Genomic DNA, 7,629 nt, shown 5'->3' with positions numbered 1-7,629 from the left:
GGTTGTCCGGATTGCGCTCGAATTCTCAGGAAGCTTAATTGGTAGATGCACCCTGATTAATTAACTCCCCGCCAATTCTGGTTTGGGGTTTTTTTTTGCGGTATCGACGGTGATGCTGAGTAAAGTTTGAGGTTGTCCGGATGGCGCTCGAATTCTCAGGAAACTTAATTGGTAGATGCACCCTGATTAATTAACTCCCGACCAATTTTGGTTTGGGGTTTTTTTTTTGCGATCGCACCAAACACCACAAATTTTCCCAAATTTTCCCAAATTTTCCCAAACTGTCCGGAACAGGTGCACCTCGAATCGGAGACTAAATTAGTAGATGCACCCTGATTAATTAACTCCCGACCAATTTTGGCCGGGTTTTTTTTTGGCGATCGCACCCCAAACCACAAATTTCCCCAAATTTTCCCAAAATGTCCCGAACAGGTGCACCTCGAACCGGAGACTAAATTAGTAGATGCACCCTGATTAATTAACTCCCGACCAATTTTGGCCGGGGTTTTTTTTGCGTATTACAGCCAAAATCGCTAATTCTCAAATATTTTCCCAAACTGTCCGGAACAGGTGCACCTCGAACCGGAGACTAAATTAGTAGATGCACCCTGATTAATTAACTCCCGACCAATTTTGGCCGGGTTTTTTTTTCGTATTGCAGTCAAAACCACAAAATTTCAATAAATCCATAATTATCCGCGTTAATCTGCGTACATCGGCGGTTAAAAATCAAATTGATCCCGAACATCGTGCTAGCCACTGGAAAGTAAATAAAGATGCACCCTGATTAATAAACCCCAGCCAATTTTGGCCGGGGTTTTTTTTAGCTCAAAAGCTGCATTAACCAATTAGGCTAAATCGCCTCAAAAGACTGCACCTCAAGCACCGGGCCGATCATAGCAAAAGTCATCACATCCTTGCGGACTTCACCTTTGACACTGACTTTCAAATCAGCTTTTTTCAACTCAGAAGGAGCATTCTTAAGTTCGTAAGTTTCCCCATCTTCGCCAACCAAAGCCCAAGTGCCCGGGCCTAATCCTTTGCGTTCAATTTTGCCTTTGACAGTAATACTCATGCCGATCGCACCTCTGTTTTAATTGCTAAACGCGCCAGTCCGAAACACAGTAAAGCATTGACAATCAAGAATGTTTGTGCTATAAAACCAGTTCCCAATCCCCAGACTGCGGGAGACAGGAAAGCATTCACCGCTAAACTGCTGGCAAAACCGATCGAAATTGCGATCGCGATCCACTTCCACTGTTGATGTCCCAACAGCAAAGCAATCAAAATGCCAGGAATCAAAACGCTAGCAAAAAAGGGATTCAGCATACTGCTGCCATTAATTGCGCCGCCGAGTTCGGGAATAGAACTGCCCATCACCCGCAGCGGCCACTGCGGCAAGTCAAATACAAACAAGTTCCGCAGGAAAAAGAACCCAGAACTACCAGCCATCAAGCCGCCGGAAAAGCCCCAAGTCCACTGGAACGGAAAATAATTCCGCAAAAAGAAAGCCAGCAGGTAAGAACCGAGCACCATTGCAATTTTAGGCAACAGGGCGACTGCACCGCCGTCAATCCAAAAGCGGGGGTTGAGATAGCCGTTATCGCGCAGCCAGCGGAAGAAATCGCGGAAGTTGATTTGTCCGCGTTGGGCTAGCTGAACTGCTGCGGCTGCGTCTAGGTGTCCTGAACCAAAATGGTTTAACGGATCTTCAGTGACAGTTCGCGAGGACTGCAAGAGTACACTGCGAATTTCGTCTGGTTCTGTGATGCCGGAAGCCTTGACAAGGGCTGCAACGGCTGCAACGTGGGGAGAAGCCATGCTAGTGCCTTGGTAGCCTTCAAAGACTTCGGCGCCGGTTTCCGGGTCGATCGTACTTTGCAGGATCTTGCCCATTTCTGAACCGCCGGGGGCTGCAATGTCAACTCCGGCGCCGAAATTGGAATAAGTGGCTTTTTCGTCGTCGGGGCCGAGGGCGGAAACGCCGATGACGTGGGGATAGCGGGCGGGATAGGAAGCGGAACTGTCGCCGGAGTTGCCGGCGGCTGCGATGATGACAACGCCTTTAGAGTGGGCGTAGTCGATCGCCTCTTCCATTAACTGACTTTCACCGCCGCCGCCAAGACTCATGTTAATCACGTCGGCGCCGTTGTCAGCAGCAAATTTAATCGCTTCGGCGATGTCGGAAACCGTGCCGCCACCGCTGCCGCCTAACACTTTTAGCGGCATTAAAGCTGCTTCGTAGGCGATGCCTGCGACGCCATAATTGTTGTTAGTTGATTGGGCGACAGTACCTGCGACGTGAGTACCGTGGCCGTTGTCGTCGTAGGCTTCGGCGCGATCGTTTACAAAGTCGTAGCCCGGTACAAATTTGGTTTCTTTTAAGTCAGCGACTGGAGTAATACCCGTGTCAATTATCGCTACTGTTGTGCCGCTGCCTTTGGTTTCGTTCCAGGCAGATTCTACGTTGATACTGCGGAGATTCCACTGCTTGGTATACATGGGGTCGTTGGGAATCTCGAAAGCGCTATAGACGTAGTTCGGTTCAATGTATTCGGTATCTTTAGCCAAATTTGATTTTCTCAGGGCGTTTAGCAAAGTGCGATCGCCCTTAACTACATATACATTGTCGGCCGCTGAGAATTCGCTGTTGAGTTGCGGTGCGACTTGGTACTGTTGGGCGATCGCATTTACTTCTTTCGCAATCTCAGCAGCACCCAAATCTTCGCGGAAATCAAGCACAATCGAGTCGTAAGTGCCTTGAGTAGCAAGTCCTGGGAAATTAGAAATCGCCCAGCCGAGCCCGATTAAAAATAAGCACAGAAGGAAAAACTTTTTCATTGCCGATCGTCCGTTTAGGGAAGGCGTGTTCACCACAATAACCCAATTTTCACCGCCAGCGCCAGTTTTCCTTGCTGCGACTTGTGGGGATCTCGCACGCGGGCGTTTGATAGTTTTCGGCGGTGGCTGTTGCTCGCTCAAAAATGGCTTTAATTTCTAGTTGAAATTGCAGAGCAAGTTTTAGGAGTTCAATTAATTGTATCATGAGAGAAGATGAGAAACAGAACCTGAACTATTTTCAACAAGGGTATTGCATGGAAAGAGGTTTAATGTGGCTGCCGCTGCTGGCAATTTTTATTGGGCTAGCTTGGGCTGGATGGAACGAGTATCAAAAGCTGGAAGCGTATCGCGTCTGGGCCGAACAATTCGCTAAAGCAAAGTACGATATTTATGCTGTACTCGGTCAGCAAGAAGACAGTTTAACTTGGGGAAAACCTACTCGCAGCGGGCCGGTAAATTTGCAAACTTTTTCTTTAAAAGACGTGGAGTCGCTGCGGTTGTTAGTCAACTCTCAGGCAGTTGATTTAGAGTCACCGCCGAATTCGGGAAGTCCAATCGCCCTCGAATTTTTGTTGAAAGATGCTGCTGCGGTGCAAATTCCTTTTACAGAAATTCCTCTAGCGACTAAATGGGCAAAACACTTGCAGCAAGAATTGCAGCGCTTTAGTTCAGTTGACAGTTGACAGTTGACAGTTGACAGTTGACCGGGGGGCGACCTCTACCTGGAAGTCCGAGGATTGGAGTAATGAATAGTCTTCTTTTAATTTCTCCCTGCAAGGCTTGGGGCTTTAAACCAATTCTTTCTGGTAAAAACACTCTCCGGCAGGGCAGGGTATAGGGAGCATCTCAATGAACGCAACCAAGCCCAAAATTGGAGTTTTGAGGCAGGAGGCAGGAGGAAACAGGAAGAAGGAAGGAGCCAGAAGAAGTGTTTTTATAAATATGAGATGCTCCCAGCGTATAAGATGTTAACTCTGCTACTTGAAGTTACAAAAGTCTGTAAAACTGGTAGTAGAAATAGAACTTAGGCAACCAATCCTTTGAACTGCCATCTATAGGGGTAAAGTACCCACGGATCACCCGGAGGACATGAGTTATTGCAGTAAGTAATAGGAGTAGTGTTCCCGTGCTTAGCCCGATCGTGTTCCGTGCGTACCTTACAGTTCAAGTTATTGACCGTAAGCATCCAGGATACAAGCCCCCGGATTCATCCGTCCAGAAATAAAAAACCTGTATCCGATGAAACTTGCCGAACGTATTTATCTGTGGGGTCAATGCTTTAATCTAAAATCTAAAATCTAAAATCTAAAATCGATTGACCCGCGCGTCCTAAAACAGCTAAATTGCCAGCCCCCAAATCTGCGGAATGCAAACACAAGAATTTTTACAGCGCTATCAACAGGGAGAGCGCAACTTTGGTCACATTGACCTCAGCGGCGCTAGTTTAAGCGGTGTTAACCTGCGAGAAATAGACCTCACTGGTGCTAATTTGACCGGTGCTAATTTGAGCTGGTCTTTTTTGAGCAATGCCAAGTTGATAGGGGCTTGTTTGCGCCGCGCGGATCTCCGCAGTGCGGGGCTAGCTGGGGCGAATCTGAGCGGGGCAAATTTGAGCGGGGCAAATCTTGCTAAAGCGGATTTGCGCCTTGCTTGTTTGGAAGCAGCAGAACTCAATTGGGCCGCGTTCCCCGAAGCGGATTTGGGCGGTGCTAATCTTCAAGGAGTTAAATCTGACCAGATTAATTTTGCCGGGGCTAAACTCGACGGCGCGAAGTTGATGGCGGCGGAATTGATGGAGGCGAATTTCAACCGCGCCAGTCTTGTTGGTGCTAATTTAACGGGTGCTAATTTGCGAGAAGCGCATTTGGTGGAAGCGAATTTGCGATCGGCAATTTTAATCGGTGTAAATTTGATTGAATCTGACTTGAATGGCGCTCAAATGCGATCGGCAAATCTGACGGGCGCTGACTTACACCGAGCTGTGCTGGCGGGGGCGGATTTGACTGAGGCGGTGCTGGATAACGCTGATTTGAGTCGAGCTAATCTGGCGGGTTCTTATTTATTGAAAGCGAGTTTCAAGAAGGCGCTTTTGCTGCGAGCTAACCTGCAAGGAGTGTATTTGCTGCGGGCGGATTTGAGCGAAGCTAATTTGCGAAGTGCAGATTTGCGGAAAGCTGATTTGAGCGGCGCTTATTTGATGGATGCGATGTTGGGTGAGGCGGATTTAAGAGAAGCTTGTTTGATTGAGTGCCGTTTGATTCGGACGAATTTGGAGGGGGCGCAGCTTACGGGTTGCTGCATTCAAAATTGGCAAGTTCAAGATGTCGATCTGTCGAGAGTTGACTGCAGCTATGTTTTTACTCAGTTTGATTATAGTGCGAAAGTTGCGGCAAATCGCTTTCCGGTCGATCGCGATTTTGAGTCTGGGGAATTGGGGCGGCAGCATCAAGAGGACAGTTCTATTGTGAAGGTGTGTTTTGATGAATCTCCTAATTGGGAGGCTTTGGTTTTTACGCTGCGTCGGGTGGAGTTGGAAAGCCACGAACTCAAATTCAACGTTCAATTTTTTGAGTCTGCGGGAGAACAAAATTTACTGAGGCTGAGCGCGAACCGTTTGGTGAACGGCAAGATTTTGGGCGATCGCATTTTGGAGCTTTATCCAGATATGTTGGAAAAGGTTTTAGCCAAGGACGCTGAAATTTTGAGTTTGCTGGACTTGGCTGTTCCTAGTAACAATGCGGAGCCTAGCCAAAAGGAAGTATTGCTCAGAAGACAGGAAATCTACCAGCGAATGGTGCGCCAAATTTCGTTTATTTTGATGTCTCAGACGCCGGATAAATTCTCCGAAAGCGTGCAGCGGCTGTTGGATTATTTGAAGCAGCAAGGTATCCCGACAGAGCAGATTCAAAAGAAAGTCATCAGTCAGGCGATCGTGCAGCGGGCAAAGCAAGACCCGTTGTTTCGAGAACAGTTGCTCGCGTGGGAGAAAACGGCGTCCGATCGGGTTCGCGGTTCGATGATCGGGGAAGCGGTGCGGTATGCCATCACCCTTTTGGTCGATTATTAACAGTTAATTGTGAACACTTGAAGCCGAAGAGCGGCTAATACCCGCCCTTGCTCTTCTGCTTCGCAAACTGCAAGCGATCCTGCATTATTGCCAACCAAGACCAGATGTTTCGGGAACAGTTGCTTACGTGCGAGAAAACGCCGTCCCATCGGGTTCGCTGTTCGGTAATGGGGGAAGCGGTGCGGTTTGCGATCGCCCTTTTGTGGGAATGAATAGACTAAGATGGAGATATAAAAGACTTAAGGTAGCTATCAAGACAATCTGGCGTATCAGCATATTGAGATAAGTCAGAAATAATGTTTATTTCTGATAAAGATAGAACCACCTTGACTTTTCTAGTGAAATAGGGGTAGTTACCTATGTTAGCTTCATGCTTAAGCTTTTCGAGAAATTTCCGCAGAAATTCAATCTCAAATTTACCTCGGAAGCTTTTTTGCCTGGTACTACTTCGTAACTCGGTTAGCCTTGCATCTAGTTCTTCTTGAGAGATGGCAATTGTACCCGGAAACATCCTATACAAATCATCAATTACATACTTTTGTGTTATTTGGTTCAAGTCAATCTTTACAAAATCCCACACACTTCTCTTTGAGATATTGAGTGGACTAGACTTATCTCTTTGGCACGCAATCCAAGTATTTAGCAATTCAACAGCATTATGGAACTTCTCTTGCAATTCTATATACAAAGAAACACATCTTTCAAAATTTTCATCCGACTCCAGCAGCTTAAATTCGCTTCTCAAAATCTCAGAGAAACACTGAACTGAGGTGTAGAAGTTTTCTATCGAGTAGCATGGAGTTTCATATATTTCGTTTAAGCCTCTCTCACGAATCGATTGATCAAAGTCTCTATCTATAAAATAAGCTGCTTTAACATTTGCAAAATCCTTTCTGGCTGAAAGCATTTTGTGGATTCGTAAAACTCCATTTTTGCCACTACAATCCCGATAAAAAGCCTTCTCAGGTCTTATAATATTTTTGATCCTGACTCCATAGTATTTACTGTCTTCTCCTTCAAAAAAGCAATATAGCGCCGATGGATCTTGTTTGTATAATCTGGTAAATTCCATAAATACAACTACCGCCTTATCTCGGGATTCCCTTAAAGTGTTTACAGACATTTATTTATTTCTCTATCACAAATGTATCTAGATCATTAGCATTTAAATCTAGTTCGTTATCGAAGATGAATGGAGAATGAGTAGCAGCTAAGAGTAATTTACATTTACCTGACTTCAAAATATCGGGAAGCAAAAGCTTTTGCCACTCTATAGAAAGCGATAACTCTGGTTCATCAAACAGCAAAATAAAGTCTTCGGAAGACTCTAAATAAATTCTGGAAAACAAAGATATAATTTGCTTTTCACCAGAAGAAAGGTTTTTAAGATCAATCTGGTTCTTATTTCGAGTTTGAATTATTGATATCTCTACCTTTGCCTCATCATAAACAATGCGTTTTTTGTTCAAATACTCATTACATATTGTAGCAAACTGATTTATAGAATCATCCTTCTCTTTTTGCTGCTCATATAAACCAACCATTTTTGATAAAAAATAGACTAATTGACTATATTGCTCATCAGAGTTTATCTCTCCTGAACTCACCAATTTCTCAATTTTATTTCTATCAGACTTTGATATATTATAGGACTTACGCATTGACAAAATAACCAAATAGTGCATTGATAAAGAGGGAACGTCTACTAACGGGTATCAGAC

Annotated in this window: 7 protein-coding genes; 2 read left to right on the top strand and 5 right to left on the bottom strand. The window is 45.3% G+C overall.

What is annotated here, in order from left to right:
- Positions 1-853: 853 nt before the first annotated feature.
- The 3 genes from QUB06_RS33330 to QUB06_RS33320 are packed head-to-tail and all read right to left on the bottom strand — an operon-like array spanning position 854 to position 3,046.
- Positions 854-1,075 (bottom strand): hypothetical protein, encoded by a 222-nt coding sequence (locus QUB06_RS33330; protein WP_333206690.1) that lies wholly within the window; start codon positions 1,073-1,075, stop codon positions 854-856.
- Positions 1,072-2,841, bottom strand: a complete 1,770-nt coding sequence (locus QUB06_RS33325) for a S8 family peptidase (protein WP_333438974.1) — start codon at positions 2,839-2,841, stop codon at positions 1,072-1,074. The genes QUB06_RS33330 and QUB06_RS33325 overlap by 4 nt, the downstream gene beginning before the upstream one ends.
- A 49-nt stretch (positions 2,842-2,890) precedes the next feature.
- Entirely contained in the window at positions 2,891-3,046 is a 156-nt protein-coding gene (locus QUB06_RS33320) for a hypothetical protein (RefSeq protein ID WP_333438972.1), read from the bottom strand.
- Positions 3,047-3,095: 49 nt separating this feature from the next.
- Here QUB06_RS33320 and QUB06_RS33315 point away from each other — a divergent pair, with 49 nt between their 5' ends.
- Positions 3,096-3,524, top strand: coding sequence for a hypothetical protein (locus QUB06_RS33315; RefSeq protein WP_333438970.1), 429 nt, complete (start codon positions 3,096-3,098; stop codon positions 3,522-3,524).
- A gap of 683 nt (positions 3,525-4,207) precedes the next feature.
- On the top strand, positions 4,208-5,908 hold the full coding sequence (locus QUB06_RS33310; RefSeq protein WP_333438968.1) for a pentapeptide repeat-containing protein: 1,701 nt from the start codon (positions 4,208-4,210) through the stop codon (positions 5,906-5,908).
- A gap of 217 nt (positions 5,909-6,125) precedes the next feature.
- Here QUB06_RS33310 and QUB06_RS33305 read toward each other — a convergent pair whose 3' ends face one another.
- On the bottom strand, positions 6,126-7,031 hold the full coding sequence (locus tag QUB06_RS33305; RefSeq protein WP_333438966.1) for a DUF4435 domain-containing protein: 906 nt from the start codon (positions 7,029-7,031) through the stop codon (positions 6,126-6,128).
- Positions 7,032-7,035: 4 nt separating this feature from the next.
- A complete protein-coding gene (locus QUB06_RS33300; RefSeq protein ID WP_333438964.1) occupies positions 7,036-7,569 on the bottom strand; it encodes an AAA family ATPase in 534 nt (177 codons plus the stop codon).
- Positions 7,570-7,629 lie beyond the last annotated feature (60 nt).

It is taken from the genome of Microcoleus sp. D2_18a_D3, from assembly GCF_036702455.1.
In the GTDB taxonomy this organism is placed as follows: Bacteria; Cyanobacteriota; Cyanobacteriia; order Cyanobacteriales; family Microcoleaceae; genus Microcoleus.
Note: the sequence above shows the minus strand (reverse complement) of the source record. Positions and strands in the feature narration are given on the sequence as shown.